This window comes from Kurthia sp. ISK08 (genome assembly GCF_046159805.1).
Classification (GTDB): domain Bacteria; phylum Bacillota; class Bacilli; order Bacillales_A; family Planococcaceae; genus Kurthia; species Kurthia gibsonii.
Genome location: NZ_JBJXHL010000002.1, coordinates 1 through 26,187, shown reverse-complemented (window position 1 = coordinate 26,187; position 26,187 = coordinate 1). Strand labels below are relative to the sequence as shown.

The window sequence follows — 26,187 nt, the reverse complement described above, 5'->3', positions numbered from 1 at the left end:
GAAAGATAAAAAAATGGCAGGAGTTTCATGTTTTTGCATGACTCCTACCATTTTACTTTATTATTTTAAAAATTTTGCTTTTAATGCATCTGCTTTGTCTGTTGCTTCCCATGGAACATTTAAATCTGTGCGTCCAAAATGACCATAAGCTGCTGTTTGTTTATATATAGGACGACGTAAATCAAGCATTTTAATAATACCTGCTGGACGTAAGTCAAATAATTCACGAACAGCTTCTACAAGTTCTGCTTCTGTTACTTTGCCTGTGCCGAATGTATCGATTGCGATTGATACAGGTTGTGCTACACCGATTGCATATGCTAGCTGTACTTCTGCTTTATCTGCAAGACCAGCAGCTACGATGTTTTTCGCTACATAGCGCGCTGCATAAGCACCTGAGCGGTCAACTTTTGTAGCATCTTTACCAGAGAATGCACCACCACCATGACGTGCATAACCACCGTAAGTATCAACAATAATTTTACGACCTGTTAAACCTGCATCACCTTTTGGTCCACCAATTACAAAACGACCTGTTGGATTAATAAAGTATTTTGTATCTGCATCTAATAATTCAGCAGGTACAACTTCCGCAATCACATGTTTACGAAGGTCTTCATTGATTTGTTCTAATGTTACTTCCTCATCATGTTGTGTTGAGATAACGATTGTATCCACACGCACAGGGTGGTTATTTTCATCGTATTCTACCGTGACTTGTGTTTTACCATCTGGACGTAAATACTTTAATAATCCTGATTTGCGAACTTCTGTTAAGCGACGTGATAATTTATGCGCTAGACTAATTGGTAGCGGCATTAGTTCAGGTGTTTCATTATTTGCATAACCGAACATTAAACCTTGGTCGCCAGCACCGATTGCTTCGATATCTTCATCTGTCATGCTTCCTTCACGTGCTTCTAAAGCTTGGTCAACACCTTGTGCAATATCAGGTGACTGTTCACCGATTGCTACAAGTACAGCTAGGTTTTCTGCATCAAAACCATATTTACCACGTGTATAACCGATTTCTTGAACTGTTTCACGAACAATTCCTTTAATATCTACATACGTAGATGTTGTAATTTCTCCTGCTACTAACACAAGTCCTGTTGTAACAGTTGTTTCACATGCTACACGAGCATTTGGATCTTTTGCGATGATTGCATCTAAAATCGCATCTGAAATTTGGTCACAAATTTTATCAGGGTGTCCTTCCGTAACACTTTCTGATGTAAATAATCGACGTTGAGCCATAATTGGTTTCCTCCTATACGAGATCGCCTCGAAAAAAGATACGGTACTCTTTATCCATGTGTGTTTCTTCTATATAAATGTAGAAAAAACTCCAAGCCAGCCTATGCTGCTTTTTACACGAGGATTTTTTTTATAGAAAGTGCCAGTATATACGTAATAAAAAGGTAGTTGTTCCACCACCATATATTTTGAAATAAAAAAACCCTCTCACTCATACAGTATGAGAGAAAGGGGTTATTTCGTAAGCACCTTTCACTCTTATCGTTCAAGGAATGAATCCTTGCATTCAGATTAGCACCAGCGCATCTCGTGAAATGAAATGCAGGTTGCCGGGTTTCATAGGGCCTGACCCTCCACCAGCTCGGGATAAGAGTATCCGTTCATAGCCTATGTTAGTAGAATTATACGTCGATGTCAACCTCAATCTGAATATGACTTAAATGTTATACCTATATATAGAGTGTTTTAAATAAAGTATATATATAATTTGTCCTAAACATGATAAAATGTTAAAAAAATAAAAAAACATATCATATTAGTATAGACTAATTCTTTTAATGTGTTATACTAATTCCATAAATGATGACTAACCACATTTGTGGGTACAATAAATACGAAAAAAGGATGGTATATACACATTATGAATTCAGTAGAAATGATGAATGAACTGAACACACTTCTATCAGGTAATAACATTAAAGAACAACTAACTGTTCCAGAATTAGTTGAAAAAGCAACATCTCGCGGTGAAGCGATTTTAACAGTTGATGGTGCATTACGTGCTAACACAGGTAAATATACAGGTCGTTCTCCTAAAGATAAGTTTATGGTTGAAGAAGCGTCTTCAAAAGATCATATTGATTGGGGTTCAGTAAACCGTCCAATCTCATCTGAAGTATTTGATGCCCTTTATACAAAAGTAATTAATTATCTTAAAGAAAAAGAAGAAGTGTTCGTATTCAAAGGTTTTGCTGGTGCTGACGCTGAAACACGTTTAGCAATCCGCGTTGTGAACGAATATGCTTGGCATAATCTATTTGCACATAATCTATTCATTCGTCCAACAGAAGAAGAAGCTGCAAACCATATTGCTGATTTCACAATCGTATCAGCTCCAACATTCCATGCAAACCCAGCTATAGACGGTACAGAATCAGAAACATTTATTATGGTTTCACTTGAAAAGAAAATTATCTTAATCGGCGGTACAGAATACGCAGGAGAAATGAAAAAATCAATCTTCGGTATTATGAACTACTTATTACCACAACAAGGTATTTTATCAATGCACTGCTCAGCAAACGTTGGTGAAAAAGGTGATACAACTTTATTCTTCGGACTTTCTGGTACAGGTAAAACTACTTTATCTGCAGACGCAAACCGTAAATTAGTTGGTGATGATGAGCATGGTTGGTCAGATAATGGCGTATTCAACATTGAAGGTGGTTGCTATGCAAAAACAATCAACCTTTCAGCTGAAAAAGAACCTGAAATTTATAACGCAATTCGTTTCGGTACAGTACTTGAAAACGTAGTAGTAGATGAAGAAACACGTATCCCAGATTATGATGATGAAACACCGACTCAAAATACACGTGCTGCTTATCCGATTACGAATATTGATAATATCGTATTACCATCTGTTGCAGGTCACCCAAATACAATCATCTTCTTAACTGCAGATGCATTTGGTGTATTACCTCCAATCTCTAAATTAACAAAAGAACAAGCAATGTATCACTTTATCTCTGGCTTCACTTCAAAAACACCTGGTACAGAACGTGGTGTTGTAGAACCAGAACCAGCATTCTCTACTTGCTTCGGTTCTCCATTCTTACCATTACCGGCAACAGTATATGCTGAAATGTTAGGTAAGAAAATTGATGAACATAATGTTAATGTATTCCTAGTAAACACTGGTTGGACTGGTGGTTCATTCGGTACAGGTACACGTATGAAACTTTCTTATACACGTGCAATGGTTAATGCTGCAATCGAAGGTAAATTAAATGATGTACCAACTGAAAAAGATGCATTCTTCGGTTTAGCAATTCCAACTTCAATTGAAGGCGTACCAACTGAATTATTAAATCCTCGCAATGCTTGGGCCGATAAAGATGCTTATGACATCAAAGCAACACAACTTGCTGGTATGTTCCACGAGAACTTCAAAAAATTCGGTGAAGTAGCTGAAGATATCGCAACAAAAGGCGCTCCTTTAGTTTAAGATTAGTTACACCCAAATATCATATGGTTTAAATAGAAAAGAGGCTCTTTCCCAAAGAGAGCCTCTTTTATTGTTGTTTAATTTAATGAAATTGTATGACCTAATTGACTTGACCACTTTTCCTGTGTTTTTTCCAAAGCTTCTTTCATACCTTGTTCTTCTATTACTTCTTCTTTTAATATTTCTCGAACTACACATTCAAAAGCCGACTCGCCTTGTTCTTTCCATGCTTGTTGTAAGTTTTTATGCATATGTGTTCCGCTATTTAATTGAAAAATAATTCCGTTCAATCGTTTTAGATTATTTAATGAACCGATATATATGTCTCCAGTTTGCTTATTTGTAATCGTATAAATACCTGCTTCAATTTTTATTTCTTTATACTGCTCTTTTAATATTTTTCGTTGATCCATTCCATTCATCTCTTTTCTTATTTTTTCACCCAATAAGCACTACCATCATTTTCTCGGTCTACAAAACCATATTCAATTAAATAACGACGAATTGTTACATAATCCGGATCATATTTAGCAATCGCTGCATTTAATTCTTGCTCTGTATATCTTTTCGTTTGATCAAGCATCGATGTAATTGCGCGTAATACGATTACTTTTTGCTTCTGTTTTTTGGGGAAACGCACTAATTGTCCCTCTAAACCATTCGGAAAAAGTTTTCTTAGTACTTCTTCTTCCTCCTCACGCGTTACATGATAGCGTTCATCTACCATTGTAGCTGTTGCATGGATTGGCACATATTCCACTGGATTCTCCTCCTGTTCTTTTAATAAAGTCATCATCGCTAAAAATGTTTTTGCTTGGCGCTCTTTTTCTCTCAGTGCAAAACGATATTGGCGAATTGTAGAGGCACTACCAATCGCTAATTCTTGCTGAATTTGCTGATCTGTTTTACCTTCATAAAAAGCTTTCATTACATGGCTTTGTTGTTCTGTTAACCCCGTCATTTTTTTATTAAGCTGAATAAAATAATGAAAAGGTGATTGATGTTGCGTTTGAATATGAACTTCCATATATTTTTGTGCTTCTAATAAACGCTCATTGTGTGGGTAAATAATGCCCTTTTCAATAACATCACCACAAAAAATACATGTATAGCTTTGTTCATCTTCTATAAAACCTTTTACTAATTGTTCGACAGTCGCCTGCTCAAATATATCTTTCTCCATCATGCACCTCCTATTTATATAAACAATATAACATTTCGTTTATAAATTTGTAAACTTAAATTTAAAACGTTTGTTAAAAAAGGAAGAATTACGCCTAAGCATAATTCTTCCTTTTTTAAAAATTAATTAATCTTGTTCATCTTTTACAAACACGGCATTCGCATTTCCTTCTTGGAAAAGCTCAATGACTGGCTGTGCGTCTTCGATCGATATTTGATTAAAAATCACTTCTGTACCATAATCACGAATCTCTAATCTTTCAACACCTTCACAATCCGTAAAAGTCATCATAAACCATTTTAATTTTCGTCCATCATATGAATCATCTCGCAAAAATAAAAAATGTTCCTTGGTGAGTTCAATTGAATGAATATGCACAAGTCCTTCTTGTTGTGTATTCTCTGCTACTGCGTGTAGTTCATGAATTTGCTTAGTTTCTTCATTCCAACATTGTACTTGTACCTCTGCTAATTTCACTGCGTATCGATTCCATAATCGTTCCCAATACCAATAATTTTTTGAAAAAGGTGTATGACCATTTTGATTAATATCAATTTTCGCACGAAAATAACCCACTCATATTCACCCTTCCATCATTGTCTTTTCATCCACTGTAGTGCTTTTACAAGAACCTGATGGTTTAATTTACCCGGAAAGAAATGATTCAACTCAGGATAGTACCATGTCTCTATTCTTTTATGATGTTTTTTTAGCAACTTTTCTAAAAGATGTGCATGTGTCACTCGAACATTCAAATCTTTTTCACCATGAATAACTAAGACTGGTGCATGAATGTGTTCTAATTGTTTTAAAGCAGAGCGCTTATTATAAATATCAGGCACACGACTCGGTGTACCACCAATTACTCGCTTCATCATACGACGCATATCGACTCGTTCTTCATACGTTAATTCTAATGACGACACACCTCCCCATGTGACCACAGAGGTTATATCATCTCGTAAAATAGCTGTCCATAACGCCATAATCCCACCGCGTGAGAATGCAAATAGATGAATTTTTGAAGAATTATATCGCCTTTTTAGTACATCTACTCCATGAACAGCATCATATACATCTACTCCACCAAATTGATCCTTGCCTTCTCCACCACGGTTTCCTCGGTAATAAGGTGCAAAAACAACAAAACCTTGTGATGCAATTTCAGCAATTCGTGCAGGACGTACCATACCGATTGATTGAATACCACCACGTAAATAAAGAACGCCTTCATAATCGCCTTTTCGTACGGGTTCTGCTAGCATTCCTTTCACGCGAACTCCCTCAGACCAATACGTAATTTCTATTAATCGAATATGTGGACTAGGTGATGGATAAATTCGTTCCGTTACAATCATGGCATTCTTCACACGCGTTCGCTCTCCTTCTCTAGCATCTTCTTCATTCCAGCATCTTTCATATAAAAGCTTAAATGCTCTTCATTCATTAAATCTTCTGTTGGACAAAGAACAGCCCCTAATGTTTCGTATCTTTTGAAATCTTCATCTAGCAACTGTACTTCTGCTGTATAGACTGCTTTTACAAAAGGTTCTTCACATTGCACATAATAAGAAGCAAACCACTCAATGTTCGTAAGGGTAGCTCCTGTTTCTTCATACGCTTCACGAATAACTGCTTCTGTTAAGGTTTCTCCTACCTCTACCTTGCCACCCGGAAATTCAAGTCCTCTTTTTGGATGATTCGTTAATAGCCACTGATTTTGTTTTTTAGCTAATATTAAAATATGCGTCGGTTCTATTTCAAATGCCTCTTTTTTAAAAGATAAAGTGACACCATAACCATTTAAATCTGTAAATTTAAACAAGAAAATCACTCCCTTATACAAAGTGTATCGAAAAATACATAGAGAAACAACGATACAAAAAAGAGTATCGCGTATTAAGCCATACTCTTACTTTGCCTTTATACTGACATATCAAATAACTGACCTCGATTCGGGTCTTGTGCGACTGGAATTTCTGACATTGTTTCAATTAGAGCTGTTGCATTTTGCTCTTGAAAATCCATTGCTTTTCCCACAACACTAAGCTGTACTTGCTGTTGTAATTGCATCGCCGATAAAGCAGATGACATTGCTGCTACGTCCATTTTTACACCTCTTTTACATTCGTGACCTTGTCTTTAATTATACATATTTTTTTACAAAATATACTATACCATCTTTACATAAACAGTGTATATTAATCTAGCAAGAAAAAAAGCAAAAGGAGGCTATATGAATAATGAAAAAGATCATTATTTTCGAGGTACAAGGCGGCAGCGACAAAGGTCCAGACGGTTATAGAAAAGATACGATGCCCATGGTACAAGCTTTACAACAACGTGGATTTGAAGCAGAGGTTGTTTTCTACGATTTTGAACGCCAACAAGAGATTTTAAACGACGTTTTAGAAAATGCCTGTGCATATGTATCGCGTATTAATCCCGGTAACTTAAAGCATGAATCAGCATACTTTTCTATGCTACGCCAGCTTTGTGAAAATGGCATAATCGGTATGCCACATCCAGACGCTATGATTGGCTATGGCGCAAAAGATGCCCTTGTTAAATTAACAAATACGTCACTCGTGCCAGCAGACACGTACGCATATTATTCATTACAGGAGCTATTCGAGCAATTTCCTTCATCACTAGCAAAAGGAGAACGTGTATTAAAACAAAATCGTGGATCTACAGGCGAAGGTATCTGGCGAGTTTCACTAGTTGATGAAGGCGAAGTTCCACATGCAAAATCAAAAATTAAGTGTACAGAAGCAAAAGATAACCATGTGGAACATTGGGAACTCAAAGACTTTATGTATTTCTGCGAACAATATATTACAGGTGATAATGGTATGCTTGTTGATATGCCGTTCTTACCACGTATTAAAGAAGGCGAAATTCGTTTATTAATGCTAAAAGATCGCCCAATTAATGTTGTGCATAAAAAGCCTCAAGACCATGAAGATGCTTTTAGTGCTACATTATTTTCTGGTGCTGCCTATCGTTATGATTCACCAGAAGAGTGGCAAGAGCTTGTAACATCATTTTTAATGCAGTTACCTGACGTTACAAAACAGTTAGGCGGTTATGATTTACCATTACTTTGGACTGCGGACTTTATTCTAGACACAAATCCAGATGGAACAGATTGTTATGTACTTGGTGAGATGAATTGTTCATGTGTTGGATTCACATCAGAACTTGAATTAGCTCATGATATTGCAGAAGCAATTATCGACCGAGTGGCTACTTCAACGTATTAAAAAAAGAGGCTAAGTTTTAAACTTAGCCTCTTTCTCTTCTTTTCAAACTCTTAGAGAGTATAATGGGTTTTTAAATAAAAGAAATGGATAATTACTTCTTAGCTGTAGCTCTCATAATAAAGCTGACAATTAAAATTAAAATAATACTACCGATTAATGCTGGGAACACGTAGAATTTACTTACTTGCCATCCCCAATCTCCTAGTAATACACTACCAAGCCATGCGCCGACGATACCTGCTAGAATATTTCCTAGAATACCACCAGGCACATCTCTTTTAACAATAAGTCCTGCTAGCCAACCCAAGATGCCCCCTATAATGATGTACCAAAGAAATGAAAACATAATACCCTTCTCCTCTCATATATAGGTTCTATAATCTATTTCCTAAAAGTTGCTAGTCTAAACATTTTTATTTAATTTTTTTTAAAATCATTCTATTGGGGATTTTTCAAAAAATCGAGTATACTAAAAGAAGGTATTCTAAGTTCATAATAGAAAGAAGTTTGATGATGAAACAAATTTTTATTTTCCTATTTCGTGTTTATCAAAAAGTGATTTCTCCTTTAAAACCGCCTAGTTGCCGCTTCTATCCAACATGTTCTAACTATGGAATTGAAGCGATGCGTAAACATGGTGCAATCAAAGGCACGATTTTAACTGTATATCGTATTCTACGCTGTCAACCGTTCTCAAAAGGCGGTTATGATCCTGTACCAGAAGAATGGCCATCGAAAAAAAAATAATTTCGATGGTTTTTCTATTGTCAAAAAGTATTTTTTCTAGTATATTCATAAGAGTAAATCGTAACCATTACTATTTAAGGAGGAAATTATGAAGAAACTCTCACTACTTTTACTCGTAGCTGTTTTAACTATTTTTACAGCAGCGTGTGGTAATACAGAAAAAGAAAACAACGCTTCGAAAAATCAAATCAAAATTTATACTACAGTGTATCCTTTACAATATTTCGCAGAAAGAATTGGTGGCGATCACGTCAATGTATCATCAATTTATCCACCTGGTTCAAACGAGCATACATTTGAGCCAACACAAAAAGACATGATTGCATTAGCAGATGCAGATTTATTCTTTTATATTGGTTTAGGTCTAGAAGGTTTTGTAAGTAATGCACAAAAAACATTAAAAAATGAAAATGTTAAAATGATAGAAACAACAAAAGATGTACCCGAGAGCGCTTTAGATGTAAGTACTGCTTCAAAAGAGCATGATCATGATGAACATGAAGGTGAAGCACATGAAGATGAACATGACCACGGTGGTGTTGATCCGCACGTATGGTTATCTCCTATTATTTCACAAGATTTAGCAAAATCGATTAAAGATAGCCTTGTTCAAAAAGATGCGACTCATAAAGCAGATTACGAAAAAAATTATGAAGCATTGATTAAAGACTTGAAAGATTTAAATACAGACTATAAAGAAATGGCTGACAATGCGAAACGTAAAGAGTTCTTTGTTTCACATGCAGCATTCGGCTATATTGCTGGGACATATGGTTTAAAACAAGAATCAATTGCAGGATTAAATTCACAAGATGAACCTTCTCAAAAAGAATTAACAAAAATTGCAGATGAAGCGAAAAAAGATAATATTCAATATATCTTATTCGAACAGAATGTATCTTCTAAACTTGCAGAAGTATTAAAGAATGATATTGGTGCTGAGAGTTTAACAGTTAATAACTTGAGTGTTTTAACAAAAGAAGATATCGCTGCGAAAAAAGATTATGTATCGATTATGAAAGAAAACTTAGAAACATTTAAAAAAGCGTTACAATAATAAAATAAGTGTTAAACATCTTCTCATATGAGCATAAAAAAAACGAAATCGCATCGTAATGCGGTTTCGTTTTTTTTTTCGTTACAAACCCTAAAAGAGCGAATGAAATATTTTATCAAAGCCTCTTTATGCATTTACTCGCAATTTAATCCATTCATGCACACAAGTTGTCGCTATCCCCTGCTCATACGTTTGTTCAAAAAATTCGATTTTATCTTCCATCAAACGAAGTACAGTCGTACAACGTGTGCCGTAACCTTCTCGTTTGACAAAGATTGAAGATAAATCTCGTTCTAACAAGAGACCTGCTCCTGTATTAGGTAATCGTTCGTCATTCGGCTTTATATCATCTAATCCAATCTGCGCAAGTTCTTCTGTTGTAGCTTGTTGTTCTAATTGATGCGCAACTAACATCTTCATGCGCTCTAATTTTGGCCATGGTGTATTCAATATCGCATTACTTACACAATGAATACCAGGTTCAATTGTATGTAACACATTTTCGATATTATTATAATGCATGAATGTTTCACCGTCGTAAACAAGTACATTCATTGCACCGTAACGTGTGCGTTCTTGCTGAATCGCTTCCAAGAAGGCTTCTGGATATTCAGTGCCTGCCACAAAATTTTTGACAATTTCACCACGCGACTTCTCACCTACAGGATCCATTGAAAAGTCACGATAATTTGTGACAGCGGCAAAGCGCCCATTTTCTTGAACTGCAAGCCAGCCACCCATCTTTTCTAAATCACGCCCACCAAATATATTCGGTTCATCTTCCCAAAAAGCAGCTTCTTTTGCTGGTCTTTCATAGAATTCATCGCGGTTGGCTACAACAATGAGTGGCTGATTTTCTACTACTTTATAAGCAAATGTAATGATACACATCATTTTCAACTCCTTGAATAATGTACGTTCTTTCTACACCATAACCGAAATTTCTCCTATAAGTCAAAATTAAAAAAGTGGGCTTAAGTTCCCCCCACCTAAGCTCACTTTTATGCTACTATTAATTTCGAACCGAACATATACATCACATATAGACCAATTCCCATTAAGACAGCTGTTGAAGGCTTGAAATGGCTCGAAAAAATATAAATTGCCACAATCAGAATGACCATACCTACTGCACCGATAATGCCATTTCGTTGCGTTTCATGAAAGGCTTCTTGTGACATATGCTGAACTTGCAGTTTTAAATTAAGCAATGTCAAAATCGGTAGTAGTGTAATGACTCCTGATAAGAATAAATATTTCGACTGACTTAAAATCGTAGCGAGCAGCATAACTGAACCGCCAATGATGAATTGGATGACATACCCCATATGTTTGAAATCTCCCTTTGTGTTTTGTAAATGTCGCTTCTCTTGTATTGTAATTTCATATTTAATATAAGTAAATTGAATTTATTATATAGTTAACATTACATTTTTCTATAGTTAGGTGATTACATGAGTATTTTAAAATTAAAAGCATACATTGCAGCTGTACAATTTGGTTCTTTAACGAAAGCGGCAGAGGCACTTGATTATACACAGCCAAGTATTAGTCATATGATTCATTCTTTAGAAGATGATTATGGCTTTTCGTTATTAACACGTAGCAAAAGTGGTGTGACACCCACTGATAATGGGCTTGAGCTTCTTCCAATCATGCAAGATATCGTACAACGCTATGAACATCTCTCTGAAGCCGTTTGTGCCATTCATGGTTTAGATGTCGGAGCCATTCGGATTGGCGCTTATACGTCCATTTGCGTTCATTGGATGCCTTATTTATTAAAGGAATTCCATAAAAGTTATCCTAAAATTGATATTCACTTATTCGAAGGGAACTCAGATGAGATTCATGCATGGCTTGAAGAAGGCCATATTGATTTTGCGATTAGCACGATTCAGCGTCCAGAAGAATTTCATTTTTTACCACTCATGGAAGATCGTATGATGGCAATTCTTCCTGAAAATCATACACTTGCAGAAAATCATGCATTTGCAATTGAGCAATTTGCAGAAGAACCTTGCATTATTCCATATGAAGATACACATAAGGATGTACAACGTATTTTTAAACAAGCAAATGTTAAGCCAAATATTGCGTATCAAATTCGTGGTGATGAAGCGATTATTGCCATGGTTAAACAAGGTCTTGGTATCTCTTTATTATCAGAGCTACTCATTCAAGACCACGCTGATGATATGATAAGCCTACCTCTTGAACCAAACCATGTTCGTACACTCGGCATTACATCAAAAGACGATTTAAAAAGTTTGTCACCTGCTTCTAAAAAATTCATTCCATTCATGCAAGAGTGGCTTAAAAAACAAAAAAATGCATACTAAAAGAGGAATCGTATAAAAATGATTCCTCTTTTTCAATATTATTTTGGTATTAACTCAACTAATTTACGACGAAGTAATTTCCCTGTACCATTTCGTGGTAATTCTTCGACGAAATGAATTTGTTTGGGTAGTTTATATTTTGCTAATTTATCTTCGCAAAAGGCTAAAATCGTTTCTGCATTCAATGTTGTCTCTTTTGACATAATAAAGGCAGCCGGAACTTGTCCCCATATCTCATCTTGGACACCACATACACCAACTGCGGCAATATGAGGATGCCCTGCTAATACATTTTCAATTTCAGCTGGATAAATATTTTCTCCACCTGAGATAATTAAATCTGAACGACGATCGGCTACATAAAGATAACCTTCATCATCAAAATAGCCAATATCTCCTGTGTGTAAAAAACCATCTACCTGTGTTTTAATATGGGCATGTTGTCCAACATAACCTGGTGTAACACTATCCCCTCTTACACAAATCTCACCATGGTCAAATGGTCTTTCTGCTCCTGCAATACAAATCTCATTAAACATCAGTGGTTTTCCAACAGAACCCACTTTACGAAGCGCGTCTTTACTGGATAGTGTCGCTACTTGGCTTGCTGTTTCCGTCATTCCGTATGTTTGTGCTACACGTAGATCAATGGCTTCTGCACGTGTTAAATAGCTTTTGGGAACAGGACCACCGCCTACTAATAGTAATTGGAACTTTGGCGATACACGCTGTCCTTGCTCTTCAATATAAGACACTAACTTCTCTAACATAACTGCGACAGCTGACATACGAGTCGCAGTACCTTCAATTAATTGTAATGCCACTTCTTCAACTGTATATTTCTCATACAAATCTAGTCGAACACCATGTAAAATACATTTGCACAGCATAGAGAACCCGCTAATATGAAAAATAGGGACTGTACAAATCCATCCTTCATCTTCTACTAAACCTGTATTATAAAGTGCTGAGGTCGCACTCGCCATATGATTACCAATCGTTTGACGAACACCTTTTGGCTGACTAGTTGTACCTGATGTGTACATGATAGTCATTGTTTCATCTCGTGACCAATGTTTAATTACCTCTGCCTTTTCTTGTGAGGTCATTAAATCAGAAAATAGAATTTGCAATTTATGCGTAGAAGGTAATTGTTCTACTAAATCGTCATCCACAAGTAATGCATCTACTTGTGCATCTTGAATTTGATAAGCAAGTTCTGCTTCTGTTAATCGTAAGTTTAATAACACCATCTCGATACGCAATTGCATACATGCAAAAATCGTACGAATAAGATGCGGTGTTGACCGCCCAAAAATGGCAACGCGTTGTCCTTCATGTAAACCGGCAGCTTTTATAGCACCAGCATAATATTTCGATTGTTCGGATAGCTGTTCATACGTCCATTTCTCATCTTGAAAAGTTAATGCTACACGATGAGGTGTTAATGACGTGCGTTGCTCAATCCAGTTTGGTATCATTTTTTTCATCCCTAACTCTATTGTTTTCATCCTTTCTTATTCTAATACGAAACATGTGAAATACAAAACGGAAACCCCTCAAATCGAAAGGTTTCCGTTCGTATATTATTTTGTTTTATTTAATTCAACTGCGATTTGAGCACCGATATGCGCATTGTGTTTTACTAATGCAATGTTAGCTACTAGGCTCTTACCTTCTGTTAACTCTTTTACTTTACCTAATAAGAATGGCGTAACTGATTTACCTTGAATATTATTTTCTTCTGCTTCTTTTAATGCTTCATGAATAATATTTGTAATGAAGTCATGGTCTAATGCATCTGCTTCTGGGATTGGGTTAGCGATTACTGCGCCACCAGCCATATTTAAATTCCATTTTGTACGTAAAGTTGCTGCAACTTCTGCAGGTGTATCTTGACGGAAGTTTACATCAAATCCTGATTTACGTGTGAAGAATGCTGGTAATTCGTCTGTACCATATCCAATAACAGGCACACCTTTTGTTTCTAAGAATTCAAGTGTTAAACCAATATCTAAAATTGATTTTGCACCTGCACATACAACACCTACTTTAGAAGTTGCTAATTCTTCTAAGTCAGCTGAAATATCCATTGTTGTTTCTGCGCCGCGGTGAACGCCACCAATACCACCTGTTACGAATAACTCGATTCCTGCTAATTCAGCTGCAATCATTGTCGCTGCTACTGTTGTCGCACCGATTTTTTTCGTTGCGATTAAGTATGGAATATCACGACGAGAAGCTTTTGCTACATTATCCGCATTACCGAACATTTCTAATTCTTCATCTGATAAACCAATTTTGATTTTGCCATCGATGATTGCGATTGTTGCTGGAACTGCGCCATGTTCACGAATGATTTGTTCTACTTCACGTGCTGTTTGTACATTTTGTGGGTATGGCATACCGTGTGAGATAATTGTTGATTCTAATGCAACGATAGCTTTACCAGCGTCCATTCCTTCTTGTACTTCTTTTGATAATTCGATGTATTGTTTCATAATTAATCCTCCAGTTCTTGTTCTAACGATTGTTTTGTTAATTCAGGACGTACAGTAAACTTAGATTCAAGCGTATTTTTCGCATTGATTAATCCTGCTTGAATCGTCTGTTCAAATGTGTACTTCTCTAACCAAGCATGTACAACTGCTGAGACGAATGCATCTCCTGCGCCTGTAACATCCTCAATTTGATTTGCTGCTCGTGCTTCAAAATGTGTTGGCATCAAGTTCTTGTTTGCAGCATAAACTCCCTTTGCGCCAGCTGTAATTACGACATTTTCTACGCCCATCTGAGCGATCTCTTGAATTGCTTGTAAATAATCTGCTTCTGATGTAATCGTACGATTTGTTAATGTTTCGGCTTCATCTGTATTACAGATGAACCATGTAACGCCTTCTAATGTTGTTGGCATACGGTTCATCTTTGGAGAAGATACCGGCACAATAATAAGAGGTACTTCTCTCGTTACTGCAAATTGTTGAATATAATCAACTGTTTCTTTCGGACAATTCAAATCAACTATAATTGCCGGAGCAGTCGATAAAACATGTTCATGCTTCATTAGAATTTGTGGTGTTAATGCATCATAGACGTCCATATTCGCTGTTGCCATAACCAATTCGCCTTGTTCATCCATAATGGCTGTGTAAGAACCTGTTGAACATTGTTCCAACTGCTCGACTTCTTCTAAATGAATGAAAGCATTCGAAGCTGCAACAATTGCTTGCCAATCAGAATCTTTTCCAGCAGTCGTCAGTAAACTCACTTGATGTCCAAGTCTTCCCAAGTTTTCAGCAATATTTCGCGCTACGCCACCTACACTTTCTGTAGATGTTACAGGATTTGATGTCCCCATCTGAACCTGTCCCTTCAAATGAAGTTTTCGGTCCATATTGGCTCCACCAATACATATAATTTTATTTTCTTTTGGCAATACGTACGCTCTCCCTATAATCTTACCCTTTTTCACTAACCCCGATATTAAGTTAGCTAGAGCCGGTCTCGACATTTCTAATTTTTCAGCCATCTCTTGTTGCTGCATAAACGGGTTTTCCTTAATGAGTTGAATCAGTGCTTGTTCTCTCTCCGTCAATGTCATCACCCTAAGTTTTATTTGTTTACATCATAAACAAAATTAAGTCTAGTGTCAAATGTTTATAAAAACAAACTTTTGTTTAATATCAATATAAATAATAAACAAATTTGACAATATAAACCTTATAAGTTAGTATTCAATGTAACTTAATAGGTCTACACTAGGGGTGTTATTTAACTGAGATGAGTCCTACTCAAACCCTTTGAACCTGAACTAGTTAATACTAGCGTAGGAAAGTGTCAATTCTATACATACTGAAAAAAGTCTGTACTTTTTTGTTATGCAATGATTTGTTATACACAACTTTCCTACGAAGGTTGTGTATTTTTTATTTAAGTTGAAATAAATAAGAGGAGTTGTTTTGAATGAAAAAAACAGTAGTAGTTACAGGTGGGAGTAGAGGGTTAGGTGCAGTTATTGTCAAAACACTTGCACAACAAGATTTTCAAGTTGTCATTAATTATTATCAAAGTAAAGAAGCTGCTGAAAAATTAGTAGCTGAAATTGGTGAAGACAAAGCCATTGCTATTCAAGCTGATGTAACGAATCGAAAAGAAGTCGATCAATTAATGAACATGGCAACAGAACACTTTGGTCAAATAGACGCTGTTGTAAATAATGCATTAATCGACTTTAAATTCGATCCGATTAAACAAAAATCTTTCAAAGACCTTTCTTGGGATGATTATCAAAAACAGCTGGATGGTACGTTAAAAGCGGCATTCAATACAAGCCAGAGTGTGATTCCACAGTTTATTGAAAGAAAAAACGGTAGCATTATTAGCATTGGTACTAATTTATTTCAAAATCCTGTCGTACCCTACCATGAATACACAACTGCTAAAGCAGCTTTGATTGGTTTCACACGTAATCTCGCTTCAGAATTAGGCGTCTATGGCATCCGAGCAAATGTTGTTTCAGGAGGTCTTTTAAAAACAACAGATGCCAGTGCTGTTACAACACCTGAAGTATTCGATTTAATCTCTCAATCTACACCTTTAAGAAAAGTAACCACGCCACAAGATGTTGCCAATATGGTAGCTTATCTATGTTCCGAAAAAGCACATGGAATTACAGGACAAAACTTTACAGTAGATGGTGGTTTAACAATGAACTAATCCCTATCCAAATAAATCGAGGTGTAAATCATGTTAAAAACTACAGAAAAACAGTTACATATAGGTGTTTTACTATATGGTTGTGGTCATCATCAAGCAGCTTGGCTAATGGACAATTCACGCATTGAGGATATTGGAAGTATCTCTTATTATCAAGAATTAGCTCAACTAGCGGAAAAAGGATTGTTAGACGCTGTATTTTTTGCAGATCATCATGCTTTTCCAGCAAATGATGCACAAGTCATGCCTGCATTTTGGTTTGATCCGCTAATTAATTTAACAGCTATTTCTCAAGTAACGCATCATATTGGTTTAGTTGCCACTATTTCAAGTACGTTCTCTAATCCCTATACAGTTTCTAGACAACTATTAAGTTTGGACCATCTCACCGAGGGGCGCGTAGGTTGGAATCTCGTTACATCAATGAGTGATAATGAAGCTCGTAATCACAGTATGGAAGCATTACCTCCCCATAATCAACGCTATGAAAAAGCTGAAGAATTTTCGATACTTATGGATCAACTATTTTTATCTTGGGATGCTTGTGATTTTGTCTATAATCGTGAAGAAAATAAAATTATCAATGCTTCAAATATTCACTCTTTTAATCACAGTGGTCATTATTTTCAAGTTGCAGGTCCTTCTACTGTACCAAAAAGTCCACAAGGTGCACCGGTCAAAATGCAAGCAGGTGCTTCAAAACAGGGCGTTGCTTTAGCTGCTAATCATGCTGAAGTAGTCTATTCAGTCTCTTGGAACCTCAAGCAAGCTAAAAATTTTCGACATAAATTAAATGACGCAATTGAAAAATCATCTAAACCTAAGAAACATATTAAAATTTTACCTGGATTAGTAACATATGTAGGTCATACACATGAAGAAGCTTTAGCTAAAAAGGAAGCATTGGACCAAGCTCTCCCAATTGAAGTTGCTTTAAAACAATTAAGCTCATTTATTCAGCAAGACTGCTTAAATTGGAATATTGATGAAAAGATCCCTCCATTACCTTCTGTAGAAGCATTCAATGGACCTGTGGGACGCTATGAAACGATTCTAGAAATCATTCGTGATACCGATCCAACAGTGAAAGAATTACTCGGTTACTTAAATGCTGGCGGTGGACATTGTACATTGATTGGTACACCAAAGGAAATTGTAGACCAAATGGAGATCTGGTTTAAGGAAGGCGTAGCTGATGGATTTAACCTCATGCCTCCAACATTACCTGATAGTTTAGAAGATTTTGTTGAAATGATTGTTCCTGAAATGCAAAAAAGAGGACTTTTTAGAGAGGCTTACATGGAGCATACATTCCGTGAACGCATGGGATTATGATAATAAAAAAGTAGCGTAAACCATCCAAAGGTCTACGCTACTTTTTATAATCATTTAAGTTCTATGGGAAACGTGGGAACTGACCGAAGTCTGGTTGACGTTTTTCTTTGAATGCATCGCGACCTTCTTTTGCTTCATCTGATGTGTAGTAAAGAAGTGTTGCGTCACCTGCAAGTTGTTGAATACCTGCAAGACCGTCTGAATCTGCATTGAATGCACCTTTTAACATACGAAGAGCCATTGGTGACAGTGCAAGCATTTCTTCACACCATTTCACTGTTTCGTCTTCTAACTGCTCGTAAGGTACTACTGTATTAACTAAGCCCATATCAAGTGCTTCTTGTGCATCATATTGACGGCATAAGAACCAAATTTCACGTGCTTTTTTATGACCGATAATACGTGCTAAGTAACCTGCACCGTAACCACCGTCAAATGAACCTACGCGAGGACCTGTTTGACCGAAGCGTGCATTATCAGCTGCGATTGTTAAGTCACAAACAACATGTAATACGTGACCTCCACCGATTGCATAACCTGCTACCATCGCAACTACTGGTTTTGGAATTTTACGAATTAATGTTTGTAAATCTAATACATTTAGACGTGGAATATTATCGTCACCTACGTAACCACCGTTACCACGTACTTTTTGGTCACCGCCTGAACAGAATGCTTTTTCGCCTTCACCTGTTAAGATGATTGCACCGATTTTCGCATCATCACGCGCACGTGTGAAAGCATCAATCATTTCAGCAGTTGTTTTTGGACGGAATGCATTACGAACCTCTGGACGGTTAATCGTAATTTTTGCGATTCCATTGTATGATTCATATTTAATGTCTTCATAGACATGTTCTGTTACCCATTGACGAGTCATTATGAACTCCTCCTACTATTATAGATGTAATTGCTCTTTTACTATTGTAGCAAAAGATTGTGGATTTTCCACATGAATTGCATGCCCAACTTTTGGTACCACAATTTGTTGAGCATTTGGAAATAGTCCCTTCATCTGCTCAGAAATTGTTATAAACTTCAAGTCAAGCTCTCCATTTAATAATACCACATTTTTCTCGAATTTTGACAACTCCGGCCAATATGAATTTTGTTGCCCTGTTCCCATTCCACGTAAACTATTCGCTAAGCCAATCTCTTGTTGGTTCAAGCGTTCTTCTCGAATCGCATGTTGCTTTTCTTCAGATAATAACTTTTGTGTTTGGAATAGTGGGATATCTTGCCAATAATCAACAAAATCCACAATACCTCGCTGTTCAATTCGATCTGCCAGTAAATGATCCAACTGAATACGCTGCTCACGTTCTTCAATCGTTTTTAAACCCGGTGACGCATTTTCTAAAATTAGCGTATGAATACGTTGTGGATAATTCATTGCATAAGCTAACGCCACACGTCCTCCCATTGAATAACCAATTAAATCGAATTGTTCGATTTGTTTCCATTCGAAGAAGGCTTCTAGTATTTCAACTTGTTCTTGCATAGAATAATAGCGCAATAATTTCGGTGCATCCGTCTGACCATGTCCAACTAAGTCAATTGTAATCAGACGATGTGTAGCAGGAAGTTGTTCAATCACTTCATCCCACGTGCGTGTACTACCTGTAAAGCCATGTAAAAAGACAATTGTTTGTTCTTGTCGTGCATTGTGCACTTCATAATGTACATCAATGCCACGTATATTCGTTATTACACTTGCCATAATTGATTAAGCTCCTCATTCATGCTTGCCCATAGTTTACGATGTGTGACAACATTATCTTCACGATTCGTTTGTACTTCAATGATTCGAAGATTTTTTTCTTTCGGTTGTTGTAAAACAGACTTAAATTCTTCCTTCGTATGAACATGCTCATACTGTGCGTCATACATACGTGCCAATTCCTCAAAGCCAAGTCCTGTAGGTGTACCAAATAGTTGTTCATAATGCGCTTCAACAGACGATTGTGCTAAATAAGAGAAAATACCACCACCATCATTGTTCATCACAATAATCGTTAACTGTGTATCTTGATAACGACTCGCAAGCAAACCATTCGCATCATGTAAAAACGCTAAATCACCAATTAATAAATACGTGTCGCGCATCGTACCTAATTGCGCGCCAATTGCAGTAGATACAACACCATCAATACCATTTGCACCACGATTCGCAAATATACGAATATCACGTTCTGTTTGGTAGAAGAATGTATCTACATCACGTATTGGCATACTACTGCTCACAACTAAATCACTTTGATCTGGTAAACATTCAAACAGCATTCCTGCCAATGCACCTTCATCATGTTCTTTAGCAATATAGGCCTTCACATGTTGACATGCAATTTCATTTGCCCGTGTAAAGATTTGTTGGTACTCCGCGTCATAGTTCATCTCATCTACATTAAAATCAGACATCCAAGAACCGATTTCTGCTTGAATGTGTGTAGTTGTAACACCTAATGGATCTCTAAATAAACTATCTTCATCTACTGTAATAAAAGTACGTGGTTTCACGACTTTTAAAAATAGTGTTAGCGGCTTTGAAACAGGCTGCGCACCAAATCGAATGACCGTATCTGGATGCATGTTCTTTTTAAATACATCATTTTTTAAGATACTATCATAATGTTCAATCACATAATGCTTACAGTCATTTGGCACTTGGGTACGTAGCTGCGATAAACTTTCAACTAAGACAGGCCACTTTAATGTACGAATAAATGACCAAACTTCGTTTAAATCTGTACCTTCTGCTAATTCCCCTATTACAACAAAACCTTTTCTAGCTTGTTGAATAGCCTCTTTCCAAAATTGTAGTGCATCATTACTTGGTACGAGTTTCGCAGTAAATGACTGATGAAAAGTTGGCTTTGGTAATTCATCTTGAAAATCAATCAAAAGCGGCTCTCTAAAAGGAATATTTAAATGTACAGGTCCTTTAGGAGAAGCCATCGACACCGTTGTAGCGCGTGCAATATGACGTTCAATATGAGGCAGTGTCGCTTCATATTCGTCTGGAATTGGTAAATCAACAGACCATTTCACATGATGTCCATATAAGTCCGGTTGATTAATCGCTTGCGGTGCTCCGACGTCGCGCAATTCATGCGGACGATCTGCTGTTAAAATAATAAGTGGAACTCGTGCATAATATGCTTCTACAATCGCAGGAAAGTAGTTGGCTGCTGCTGTTCCTGATGTACAGAGTAACGCAACGGGCTTTGCTTTTGTTTTCGCCATACCTAGCGCTAAAAAAGCTGCTGAGCGCTCATCTACTTGTCGAAATACGTTAAACTCTTTAGAAGATGCAAACCCATAAGCAAGAGGTGTCGAACGTGATCCTGGACTTATAACAACATCGGTTACGCCATACTCTGCTAATGAGCCGATGATTCGATAAACATAATCCGATAGAATTTGCTTATTCGTCATTCAACTTTCCTCCTAATGTACGTAACATCGGTCTAAACTTCACCAATGTTTCCTCGTATTCACTTTGTGGTTCAGAATCTGCCACAATGCCGCCGCCTGCATATAAATAAGCTTTTTTATCTTGTAATAATGCTGAACGAATCGCAACAGCAAACTCACCGTCGCCATCTGCGTTAAGCCAACCAATTGGTGCTGCATATACACCACGATTCATCGGTTCATACTGGCGAATCATCTCCATCGCAACTTCACGTGGTGATCCTCCAAGCGCAGGCGTTGGATGTAATTTTTCAACCATTTGTAAGATTGTTGCATCTTCTTTTAAAATACCTTCAATTGGCGTATGAAGATGCTGAATATCACGAATTTTTAATAAATCTGGATGATTTGGTAACGTATACTGTTCACACGTTTCTTTAAATGAATTTGAAATCATATCTACAACATACTGATGTTCTTGTAAATTCTTCGTATCATTTAAAAGAATACGCCCAAACTCCTCATCTTCTTGAACCGTTGCACCACGTCGAATCGAACCCGCTACACAAGATGAATACGCTTTTTTATGATTTACAAAAACTAGTCGCTCAGGTGTGGCACCTAAAAACAAGTCCTGCCCTTGCTCCTGTGCAAATAAATAACTTTCTGGTTGTTCTTCTGAAAGTTGTGCTAATAAATTCGACGTATTTACTTCCTCGTCAAACGTCAGCGCAAGTGAGCGCGCAATCACGACTTTATCCGCTTGTTTTGCTTTGATTTGATTTGTTACTTGTGTAATAGATTGAAGATATTCCTCTTTATACGGTTCTTCTGTTAATACAACATGTGGTTTGATATACGTCTTTAATGTACGCCCTTTCGCTTGCTCAAGCAATGCTTCTCGTTCTTCTCGTGCAAGCTCAATATCTTCATCTGTAATGACTTCCTCTGATACAAGATGTGTATTCATGTAAAAGCGTCCATTTGACTCTACTAATTGGTGTTTTGCCAGTGCGAAATTCGCATGTGAAAAATTAGCCCATTCATCCGACACACCTTTTTTTGGATCAAAGGTAAAGCTACCAAATAAAATGGGTTGTTGTTTAATTCCTTTTAATGATGTTGAATGAATCAAATGTTTCCATGCTTTTTCAACATCTTCATAGCGAGCATCTGCATCATTACTTTTAATTGTATAAGCATGACCTAGCCCAACTAATGTGAAATCTTTATCTTTGTTTTGCCAATAAAAACATTGTCCCTTAAACTTTTCTTCGCCGATTTCAAAAAATACTAAAGTAGATTGTGTTTCTAACTCTTTCGACTCAATATAAAAGTGGACTGTCGACTGATCAGTTTTACTTAGATCGCCGTTTATCGTCGACAATTTACGATTCATCAAAATTACCTCCGTCAGTAGATTCTAAATCTACTCGTACATACTTACTTCATATACTATCATACAACTTTATAAGCTATTCAGCACATAATAAATCCTAGCTTCTTTCGATTTTAGAAATAAAATGTTGAAAGTTTTCAGCTGCAATTCCTTTTATTTCTTCTGTTGTAAAAATACCCTCTAATGCTTGTAAAAGATTCGGTATTTCTTCTGTTCTCGTAAGATTTTCAACATACAAATCAATTCCCTCAAAATCTGAGCCAAGACCAACTCTAGATGGTGTGATGATTTTAGCAAGGTGTTTGATATGCTTTACTAAGTCATCAATTGTCACAGATGCTTCATTGCTAATAAAAGGAGGATAGAATACACAATGTACGTGCCCACCTTTTTCAGCGATTGCTCTTAATTGTTGATCATATAAATTACGTGGATGATCTTGAATAGTACGTGCATTTGAATGACTAGCAATCACATATGTTGCTTCTTGCAGCGTATCCCAAAAACATTGTTCATTTAAATGCGATACATCGATAATAATGTGATGTGCATTTAATAAAGCAATGACTTCTCGACCAAAAGGTTTAATTCCTTTTGTAGGATCTTCTTCAGCGCCATAAGCTACTGCATTTTCATGATTCCAAGTTAGTCCGCATAATAAAATGCCTGCATCTATAAATGTTTGAAGTTTTCGCAGATCTGAGCCAATCGCATCGCAGCCCTCAAGACTTAACACTGCACCAATTTGATTCGATTGTAATTGTTCTAATTGTTTCCAATCTGTAATGTGTACCATTTCTTCATAAGGTGTTATGATTTCCTGGTGAAAAATTTCTACTTGGCGAATCGCTTCTAAGTATCGTTGATTTTCATTTAGTGTATCGTCTATAAAAATCGCAAATACTTGTAATTTCGTATTTGTCTTTTTTAATTGTTCTAACGTTACTTCTAGTTTCTCATTGTTTTTAAAAGAGATTGGTTCTTCTGCTTGTGATAATGTATAAAGAACGTCACAATGCAAATCAATTATTTCCATTCTTACACCTCGTTTTACTATTCCATTACTTTAACTATATAGATGTTTTAGACATTGTTCTAGTAAATATAAGAAAAAAGTCAAAACAATATCGTTCTGTAACGACATCGTTTCGACTTTTATTTAATAGCAGAATATAATGTTATTGCATCTACAATGTGCATTGGTTCTCCACTTGCAGCCCCTTTCGCATTAAGAGTGATTAATGCGTAAGTCTTTCCCTTTTTATTAGCAACTGAAACAAGTGACAACCCACTCTCTAATGTATATCCTGTTTTTCCACCTACAAATGTAAAAGAACGCTTTTTATTAGGGTTTATTTTATTAAACAGTGTGCTTGAGAATGAAAAGCCCTGAGGACGTAAATTTGTTTTTTGAACACCGTACTGTTTAGCAGAGAAGATTTCTTTAAATGTTGGGTTTTTCATTCCATATTGAAGCAATTTCATTAAGTCATGTGCAGTTGAATAATGATTGTCATGATGGAGACCTTCAACATTTTCAAAATGAGTTTGATCCATATCAAGTTCTTTTGCTTTCTCATTCATTAAATGAACGAAGTTTTTTTCATCACCTGCAACATATTTTGCAATAGCTAAAGATGCATCTGCTCCTGAAGGTAACATAACACCATATAGTATATCTTCAACTGTCACTTTTTCATTAGGCTTAAATCCAGCAATCGAAGCGTTTGCTTGTTGAATATAATCAAAAATTGAATCGGGAACTGTTACTTGATTTTGTAAATTCGGTATATTTTCTAATGCAACAATAACAGTCATTAATTTTGTTAACGATGCTGGATAGGCTCTTTTTTCAGCTTCTTTTGCATAAAGTACTTGATTCGTATTTAAGTTAATTAAAAGAGCTTCTTTACTTTTAATATTCTTTTTTAAGGTATTTATATTTTGAATAGGTAGCGCTTTATTTTTTTCTTCTATACTTTTTTTCATAGCAATCTGTATGGTTTTTTCATTAGCAAATAACTCCTGAACTTGCATTACGGCAATAATGAATCCAGATAAAATAATCGCTGTCACTGAAATATAAAGAATTTTTTTCATATGAAAACTCCTTACTTTATATGGTTCTATTAATAATAGATATTTGTTAGAATACCCTACCAAATAATTTAAAAAACAAAAAAATAATCGATTGCATATCATATGCAATCGATTATTAGTATGACCCCTACGGGATTCGAACCCGTGTTACCGCCGTGAAAGGGCGGTGTCTTAACCGCTTGACCAAGGGGCCAATATGGCGGAGAAGGAGGGATTTGAACCCTCGCGCCGGTTGCCCGACCTACACCCTTAGCAGGGGCGCCTCTTCAGCCACTTGAGTACTTCCCCATATGGCTCCGTTGGCAGGACTCGAACCTGCGACCCTCTGATTAACAGTCAGATGCTACTACCAACTGAGCTACAACGGAATCATATAAATGGTGGGCCTAAATGGACTCGAACCATCGACCTCACGCTTATCAGGCGTGCGCTCTAACCAGCTGAGCTATAGGCCCATTTTGGAGCGGGTGAGGAGAATCGAACTCCCGACAACAGCTTGGAAGGCTGTGGTTTTACCACTAAACTACACCCGCAATCATGGTGGGTTTGGACGGAATCGAACCGCCGACACTTAGAGCTTCAATCTAATGCTCTACCAACTGAGCTACAAACCCATGATTGATTGTACTTATGTATCTTTTTAAAAATGGCGGTCCGGACGGGACTCGAACCCGCGACCTCCTGCGTGACAGGCAGGCATTCTAACCAGCTGAACTACCGGACCATTTTTAATTGGTTGCGGGGACAGGATTTGAACCTGCGACCTTCGGGTTATGAGCCCGACGAGCTACCGAACTGCTCCACCCCGCGATAATAATATTTATATTGTATGGTTAATATGGAGGAGGAAGAGGGATTCGAACCCCCGCGCGGTTTGACCCGCCTGTCGGTTTTCAAGACCGATCCCTTCAGCCAGACTTGGGTATTCCTCCGAGATAGTATATAAAGTTCTTACTTGGTGGACCTTGCAGGACTCGAACCTGCGACCGGACGGTTATGAGCCGTCTGCTCTAACCAACTGAGCTAAAGGTCCTTTAGGTAATATGGCGGCCGAGGGGATCGAACCCCCGACCTCCCGGGTATGAACCGGACGCTCTAGCCAGCTGAGCTAGGCCGCCATAATAATATTGGTTAAAGTTTTAAA

26 protein-coding genes, 11 tRNA genes and 2 riboswitches are annotated in these 26,187 nt (G+C 36.9%); of the genes, 7 read left to right on the top strand and 30 right to left on the bottom strand.

Annotated elements, in window-relative coordinates; translation table 11 throughout:
- Nucleotides 1-60 precede the first annotated feature (60 nt).
- A complete protein-coding gene (metK, locus tag ACKVQX_RS03775; protein ID WP_336663379.1) occupies nucleotides 61-1,257 on the bottom strand; it encodes a methionine adenosyltransferase in 1,197 nt (398 codons plus the stop codon).
- 255 nt (nucleotides 1,258-1,512) lie between these two features.
- Nucleotides 1,513-1,630, bottom strand: a riboswitch (SAM riboswitch).
- 267 nt (nucleotides 1,631-1,897) lie between these two features.
- Here metK and pckA point away from each other — a divergent pair.
- Complete coding sequence (pckA, locus tag ACKVQX_RS03770; RefSeq protein ID WP_068451667.1) at nucleotides 1,898-3,484, top strand: phosphoenolpyruvate carboxykinase (ATP); 1,587 nt, start codon at nucleotides 1,898-1,900, stop codon at nucleotides 3,482-3,484.
- A gap of 77 nt (nucleotides 3,485-3,561) precedes the next feature.
- Here pckA and ACKVQX_RS03765 read toward each other — a convergent pair whose 3' ends face one another.
- The 6 genes from ACKVQX_RS03765 to ACKVQX_RS03740 form a co-directional block, all read right to left on the bottom strand.
- Nucleotides 3,562-3,897: a GIY-YIG nuclease family protein gene (locus ACKVQX_RS03765; protein WP_068451663.1), complete on the bottom strand. Its 336-nt coding sequence runs from the start codon at nucleotides 3,895-3,897 to the stop codon at nucleotides 3,562-3,564.
- A gap of 17 nt (nucleotides 3,898-3,914) precedes the next feature.
- Nucleotides 3,915-4,670, bottom strand: coding sequence for a DUF2087 domain-containing protein (locus tag ACKVQX_RS03760; RefSeq protein WP_068451662.1), 756 nt, complete (start codon nucleotides 4,668-4,670; stop codon nucleotides 3,915-3,917).
- Between the two features lie 123 nt (nucleotides 4,671-4,793).
- The gene (locus ACKVQX_RS03755) at nucleotides 4,794-5,243 is read right to left on the bottom strand and encodes a hypothetical protein (protein WP_068451660.1); all 450 of its coding nucleotides are present in this window, start codon (nucleotides 5,241-5,243) and stop codon (nucleotides 4,794-4,796) included.
- Nucleotides 5,244-5,260: 17 nt separating this feature from the next.
- Entirely contained in the window at nucleotides 5,261-6,025 is a 765-nt protein-coding gene (locus ACKVQX_RS03750; protein WP_409136125.1) for an alpha/beta hydrolase family protein, read from the bottom strand.
- Nucleotides 6,026-6,033: 8 nt separating this feature from the next.
- Nucleotides 6,034-6,492, bottom strand: a complete 459-nt coding sequence (gene ytkD, locus ACKVQX_RS03745) for an RNA deprotection pyrophosphohydrolase (protein WP_068451649.1) — start codon at nucleotides 6,490-6,492, stop codon at nucleotides 6,034-6,036.
- Between the two features lie 98 nt (nucleotides 6,493-6,590).
- Complete coding sequence (locus tag ACKVQX_RS03740; protein WP_068451646.1) at nucleotides 6,591-6,776, bottom strand: putative motility protein; 186 nt, start codon at nucleotides 6,774-6,776, stop codon at nucleotides 6,591-6,593.
- Nucleotides 6,777-6,910: 134 nt separating this feature from the next.
- Between ACKVQX_RS03740 and ACKVQX_RS03735 the strand changes: the two genes are divergently transcribed.
- On the top strand, nucleotides 6,911-7,933 hold the full coding sequence (locus ACKVQX_RS03735; protein WP_231726980.1) for a Cj0069 family protein: 1,023 nt from the start codon (nucleotides 6,911-6,913) through the stop codon (nucleotides 7,931-7,933).
- A gap of 91 nt (nucleotides 7,934-8,024) precedes the next feature.
- On the opposite strand, the gene ACKVQX_RS03730 is transcribed toward ACKVQX_RS03735, so the two are convergent.
- Nucleotides 8,025-8,279 (bottom strand): GlsB/YeaQ/YmgE family stress response membrane protein, encoded by a 255-nt coding sequence (locus ACKVQX_RS03730; RefSeq protein WP_068451639.1) that lies wholly within the window; start codon nucleotides 8,277-8,279, stop codon nucleotides 8,025-8,027.
- A 167-nt stretch (nucleotides 8,280-8,446) separates the two neighbouring features.
- Here ACKVQX_RS03730 and yidD point away from each other — a divergent pair, with 167 nt between their 5' ends.
- Nucleotides 8,447-8,680 carry a membrane protein insertion efficiency factor YidD gene (yidD, locus tag ACKVQX_RS03725; RefSeq protein ID WP_068451636.1) on the top strand — a complete coding sequence of 78 codons (234 nt, stop codon included), beginning with the start codon at nucleotides 8,447-8,449 and terminating at the stop codon, nucleotides 8,678-8,680.
- Between the two features lie 88 nt (nucleotides 8,681-8,768).
- Nucleotides 8,769-9,737, top strand: coding sequence for a metal ABC transporter solute-binding protein, Zn/Mn family (locus ACKVQX_RS03720; protein ID WP_121177786.1), 969 nt, complete (start codon nucleotides 8,769-8,771; stop codon nucleotides 9,735-9,737).
- A gap of 126 nt (nucleotides 9,738-9,863) precedes the next feature.
- Here the strand turns inward: ACKVQX_RS03720 and ACKVQX_RS03715 are convergent, their stop codons facing one another.
- Both ACKVQX_RS03715 and ACKVQX_RS03710 read right to left on the bottom strand, forming a co-directional pair.
- Nucleotides 9,864-10,628, bottom strand: coding sequence for an NRDE family protein (locus tag ACKVQX_RS03715; RefSeq protein WP_409136035.1), 765 nt, complete (start codon nucleotides 10,626-10,628; stop codon nucleotides 9,864-9,866).
- Nucleotides 10,629-10,738: 110 nt separating this feature from the next.
- Nucleotides 10,739-11,065, bottom strand: a complete 327-nt coding sequence (locus tag ACKVQX_RS03710; protein ID WP_068451628.1) for a GlpM family protein — start codon at nucleotides 11,063-11,065, stop codon at nucleotides 10,739-10,741.
- Nucleotides 11,066-11,191: 126 nt separating this feature from the next.
- Here ACKVQX_RS03710 and ACKVQX_RS03705 point away from each other — a divergent pair, with 126 nt between their 5' ends.
- Nucleotides 11,192-12,079: a LysR family transcriptional regulator gene (locus ACKVQX_RS03705; RefSeq protein WP_068451625.1), complete on the top strand. Its 888-nt coding sequence runs from the start codon at nucleotides 11,192-11,194 to the stop codon at nucleotides 12,077-12,079.
- 38 nt (nucleotides 12,080-12,117) lie between these two features.
- Here the strand turns inward: ACKVQX_RS03705 and ACKVQX_RS03700 are convergent, their stop codons facing one another.
- The 3 genes from ACKVQX_RS03700 to ACKVQX_RS03690 form a co-directional block, all read right to left on the bottom strand.
- Nucleotides 12,118-13,569 (bottom strand): o-succinylbenzoate--CoA ligase, encoded by a 1,452-nt coding sequence (locus tag ACKVQX_RS03700; RefSeq protein WP_325943219.1) that lies wholly within the window; start codon nucleotides 13,567-13,569, stop codon nucleotides 12,118-12,120.
- Between the two features lie 96 nt (nucleotides 13,570-13,665).
- On the bottom strand, nucleotides 13,666-14,580 hold the full coding sequence (locus ACKVQX_RS03695; RefSeq protein ID WP_409136034.1) for a pseudouridine-5'-phosphate glycosidase: 915 nt from the start codon (nucleotides 14,578-14,580) through the stop codon (nucleotides 13,666-13,668).
- Nucleotides 14,581-14,582: 2 nt separating this feature from the next.
- Nucleotides 14,583-15,680, bottom strand: coding sequence for a PfkB family carbohydrate kinase (locus ACKVQX_RS03690; RefSeq protein WP_068451619.1), 1,098 nt, complete (start codon nucleotides 15,678-15,680; stop codon nucleotides 14,583-14,585).
- Between the two features lie 149 nt (nucleotides 15,681-15,829).
- Nucleotides 15,830-15,929, top strand: a riboswitch (TPP riboswitch).
- A gap of 113 nt (nucleotides 15,930-16,042) precedes the next feature.
- On the opposite strand from ACKVQX_RS03690, the gene ACKVQX_RS03685 reads away from it, so the two are divergent.
- Nucleotides 16,043-16,795, top strand: coding sequence for a 3-oxoacyl-ACP reductase (locus tag ACKVQX_RS03685; protein WP_336663376.1), 753 nt, complete (start codon nucleotides 16,043-16,045; stop codon nucleotides 16,793-16,795).
- Between the two features lie 30 nt (nucleotides 16,796-16,825).
- On the top strand, nucleotides 16,826-18,130 hold the full coding sequence (locus ACKVQX_RS03680) for an NtaA/DmoA family FMN-dependent monooxygenase (protein ID WP_338838109.1): 1,305 nt from the start codon (nucleotides 16,826-16,828) through the stop codon (nucleotides 18,128-18,130).
- A 61-nt stretch (nucleotides 18,131-18,191) separates the two neighbouring features.
- Here the strand turns inward: ACKVQX_RS03680 and menB are convergent, their stop codons facing one another.
- The 17 genes from menB to ACKVQX_RS03595 form a co-directional block, all read right to left on the bottom strand.
- The gene (gene menB, locus ACKVQX_RS03675; protein ID WP_068451610.1) at nucleotides 18,192-19,010 is read right to left on the bottom strand and encodes a 1,4-dihydroxy-2-naphthoyl-CoA synthase; all 819 of its coding nucleotides are present in this window, start codon (nucleotides 19,008-19,010) and stop codon (nucleotides 18,192-18,194) included.
- A gap of 18 nt (nucleotides 19,011-19,028) precedes the next feature.
- A complete protein-coding gene (gene menH, locus ACKVQX_RS03670; protein WP_068451608.1) occupies nucleotides 19,029-19,850 on the bottom strand; it encodes a 2-succinyl-6-hydroxy-2,4-cyclohexadiene-1-carboxylate synthase in 822 nt (273 codons plus the stop codon).
- Complete coding sequence (menD, locus tag ACKVQX_RS03665) at nucleotides 19,838-21,565, bottom strand: 2-succinyl-5-enolpyruvyl-6-hydroxy-3-cyclohexene-1-carboxylic-acid synthase (protein WP_409136033.1); 1,728 nt, start codon at nucleotides 21,563-21,565, stop codon at nucleotides 19,838-19,840. The genes menH and menD overlap by 13 nt, the downstream gene beginning before the upstream one ends.
- Nucleotides 21,555-22,943 carry an isochorismate synthase gene (locus tag ACKVQX_RS03660; RefSeq protein ID WP_325922950.1) on the bottom strand — a complete coding sequence of 463 codons (1,389 nt, stop codon included), beginning with the start codon at nucleotides 22,941-22,943 and terminating at the stop codon, nucleotides 21,555-21,557. The genes menD and ACKVQX_RS03660 overlap by 11 nt, the downstream gene beginning before the upstream one ends.
- A 97-nt stretch (nucleotides 22,944-23,040) precedes the next feature.
- Nucleotides 23,041-23,979: a dipeptidase gene (locus tag ACKVQX_RS03655; RefSeq protein WP_409136032.1), complete on the bottom strand. Its 939-nt coding sequence runs from the start codon at nucleotides 23,977-23,979 to the stop codon at nucleotides 23,041-23,043.
- Between the two features lie 119 nt (nucleotides 23,980-24,098).
- Entirely contained in the window at nucleotides 24,099-25,043 is a 945-nt protein-coding gene (locus ACKVQX_RS03650) for a D-alanyl-D-alanine carboxypeptidase family protein (protein ID WP_409136031.1), read from the bottom strand.
- 121 nt (nucleotides 25,044-25,164) lie between these two features.
- Nucleotides 25,165-25,236: transfer RNA gene (locus tag ACKVQX_RS03645), tRNA-Glu, on the bottom strand.
- A 4-nt stretch (nucleotides 25,237-25,240) separates the two neighbouring features.
- Nucleotides 25,241-25,331 (bottom strand) — tRNA-Ser (locus ACKVQX_RS03640).
- Nucleotides 25,332-25,334: 3 nt separating this feature from the next.
- A tRNA-Asn gene (locus ACKVQX_RS03635) sits at nucleotides 25,335-25,411 on the bottom strand.
- 10 nt (nucleotides 25,412-25,421) lie between these two features.
- Nucleotides 25,422-25,498 (bottom strand) — tRNA-Ile (locus ACKVQX_RS03630).
- A 4-nt stretch (nucleotides 25,499-25,502) separates the two neighbouring features.
- Nucleotides 25,503-25,576: transfer RNA gene (locus ACKVQX_RS03625), tRNA-Gly, on the bottom strand.
- Nucleotides 25,577-25,581: 5 nt separating this feature from the next.
- Nucleotides 25,582-25,657, bottom strand: a tRNA-Phe gene (locus ACKVQX_RS03620).
- 33 nt (nucleotides 25,658-25,690) lie between these two features.
- A tRNA-Asp gene (locus ACKVQX_RS03615) sits at nucleotides 25,691-25,767 on the bottom strand.
- 9 nt (nucleotides 25,768-25,776) lie between these two features.
- Nucleotides 25,777-25,853 (bottom strand) — tRNA-Met (locus ACKVQX_RS03610).
- A 29-nt stretch (nucleotides 25,854-25,882) separates the two neighbouring features.
- A tRNA-Ser gene (locus ACKVQX_RS03605) sits at nucleotides 25,883-25,975 on the bottom strand.
- Between the two features lie 24 nt (nucleotides 25,976-25,999).
- Nucleotides 26,000-26,076 (bottom strand) — tRNA-Ile (locus ACKVQX_RS03600).
- 11 nt (nucleotides 26,077-26,087) lie between these two features.
- Nucleotides 26,088-26,161, bottom strand: a tRNA-Met gene (locus ACKVQX_RS03595).
- Between the last annotated feature and the right edge of the window lie 26 nt (nucleotides 26,162-26,187).

What these genes read in the sequence shown, in the direction of transcription:
- metK (WP_336663379.1), bottom strand. Translation starts at nt 1,257, where the DNA reads ATGGCTCAACGTCGATTATTTACATCAGAAAGTGTTACGGAAGGACAC.
- pckA (WP_068451667.1), top strand. Translation starts at nt 1,898, where the DNA reads ATGAATTCAGTAGAAATGATGAATGAACTGAACACACTTCTATCAGGT.
- ACKVQX_RS03765 (WP_068451663.1), bottom strand. Translation starts at nt 3,897, where the DNA reads ATGGATCAACGAAAAATATTAAAAGAGCAGTATAAAGAAATAAAAATT.
- ACKVQX_RS03760 (WP_068451662.1), bottom strand. Translation starts at nt 4,670, where the DNA reads ATGATGGAGAAAGATATATTTGAGCAGGCGACTGTCGAACAATTAGTA.
- ACKVQX_RS03750 (WP_409136125.1), bottom strand. Translation starts at nt 6,025, where the DNA reads ATGATTGTAACGGAACGAATTTATCCATCACCTAGTCCACATATTCGA.
- ACKVQX_RS03740 (WP_068451646.1), bottom strand. Translation starts at nt 6,776, where the DNA reads ATGGACGTAGCAGCAATGTCATCTGCTTTATCGGCGATGCAATTACAA.
- ACKVQX_RS03735 (WP_231726980.1), top strand. Translation starts at nt 6,911, where the DNA reads ATGAAAAAGATCATTATTTTCGAGGTACAAGGCGGCAGCGACAAAGGT.
- ACKVQX_RS03730 (WP_068451639.1), bottom strand. Translation starts at nt 8,279, where the DNA reads ATGTTTTCATTTCTTTGGTACATCATTATAGGGGGCATCTTGGGTTGG.
- yidD (WP_068451636.1), top strand. Translation starts at nt 8,447, where the DNA reads ATGAAACAAATTTTTATTTTCCTATTTCGTGTTTATCAAAAAGTGATT.
- ACKVQX_RS03720 (WP_121177786.1), top strand. Translation starts at nt 8,769, where the DNA reads ATGAAGAAACTCTCACTACTTTTACTCGTAGCTGTTTTAACTATTTTT.
- ACKVQX_RS03715 (WP_409136035.1), bottom strand. Translation starts at nt 10,628, where the DNA reads ATGTGTATCATTACATTTGCTTATAAAGTAGTAGAAAATCAGCCACTC.
- ACKVQX_RS03710 (WP_068451628.1), bottom strand. Translation starts at nt 11,065, where the DNA reads ATGGGGTATGTCATCCAATTCATCATTGGCGGTTCAGTTATGCTGCTC.
- ACKVQX_RS03705 (WP_068451625.1), top strand. Translation starts at nt 11,192, where the DNA reads ATGAGTATTTTAAAATTAAAAGCATACATTGCAGCTGTACAATTTGGT.
- ACKVQX_RS03700 (WP_325943219.1), bottom strand. Translation starts at nt 13,569, where the DNA reads ATGAAAAAAATGATACCAAACTGGATTGAGCAACGCACGTCATTAACA.
- ACKVQX_RS03695 (WP_409136034.1), bottom strand. Translation starts at nt 14,580, where the DNA reads ATGAAACAATACATCGAATTATCAAAAGAAGTACAAGAAGGAATGGAC.
- ACKVQX_RS03690 (WP_068451619.1), bottom strand. Translation starts at nt 15,680, where the DNA reads ATGACATTGACGGAGAGAGAACAAGCACTGATTCAACTCATTAAGGAA.
- ACKVQX_RS03685 (WP_336663376.1), top strand. Translation starts at nt 16,043, where the DNA reads ATGAAAAAAACAGTAGTAGTTACAGGTGGGAGTAGAGGGTTAGGTGCA.
- ACKVQX_RS03680 (WP_338838109.1), top strand. Translation starts at nt 16,826, where the DNA reads ATGTTAAAAACTACAGAAAAACAGTTACATATAGGTGTTTTACTATAT.
- menB (WP_068451610.1), bottom strand. Translation starts at nt 19,010, where the DNA reads ATGACTCGTCAATGGGTAACAGAACATGTCTATGAAGACATTAAATAT.
- menH (WP_068451608.1), bottom strand. Translation starts at nt 19,850, where the DNA reads ATGGCAAGTGTAATAACGAATATACGTGGCATTGATGTACATTATGAA.
- menD (WP_409136033.1), bottom strand. Translation starts at nt 21,565, where the DNA reads ATGACGAATAAGCAAATTCTATCGGATTATGTTTATCGAATCATCGGC.
- ACKVQX_RS03660 (WP_325922950.1), bottom strand. Translation starts at nt 22,943, where the DNA reads ATGAATCGTAAATTGTCGACGATAAACGGCGATCTAAGTAAAACTGAT.
- ACKVQX_RS03655 (WP_409136032.1), bottom strand. Translation starts at nt 23,979, where the DNA reads ATGGAAATAATTGATTTGCATTGTGACGTTCTTTATACATTATCACAA.
- ACKVQX_RS03650 (WP_409136031.1), bottom strand. Translation starts at nt 25,043, where the DNA reads ATGAAAAAAATTCTTTATATTTCAGTGACAGCGATTATTTTATCTGGA.